At 33.3% G+C, this 264-nt stretch carries 1 pseudogene; it reads right to left on the bottom strand.

Annotated elements, in window-relative coordinates:
- Positions 1–264: pseudogene (locus tag LJE08_RS14125) on the bottom strand (hypothetical protein); the annotation flags it as partial.

The following is a 264-nucleotide window of genomic DNA, read 5'->3' as shown; positions in this document are numbered from 1 at the left end:
TGATAAAATCCTTGATACCTAGATCTATACCTGTTTCATTATATGTTAGTGGAAATAATACTTCCTCTACATCCGTATAACATAATGAAACATAATACTTTCCACTTGGTACTTGTGATACCGTTGCACTCAGTAGTCTTCCTTTAGGTGCTCGTGTTTTCTTTATCTTTACAAGACCAATCTTAGGAAGCTTGACCTTATTTTCATAGAGTTCAATATTTCCATTCGTATATTTCGTTGTATACGAATAACGATGTGTCTTCT

The organism is Holdemanella sp. DFI.5.55, from assembly GCF_020593575.1.
Lineage (GTDB): Bacteria > Bacillota_I > Bacilli_A > Erysipelotrichales > Erysipelotrichaceae > Holdemanella > Holdemanella hominis.
Note: the sequence above shows the minus strand (reverse complement) of the source record. Positions and strands in the feature narration are given on the sequence as shown.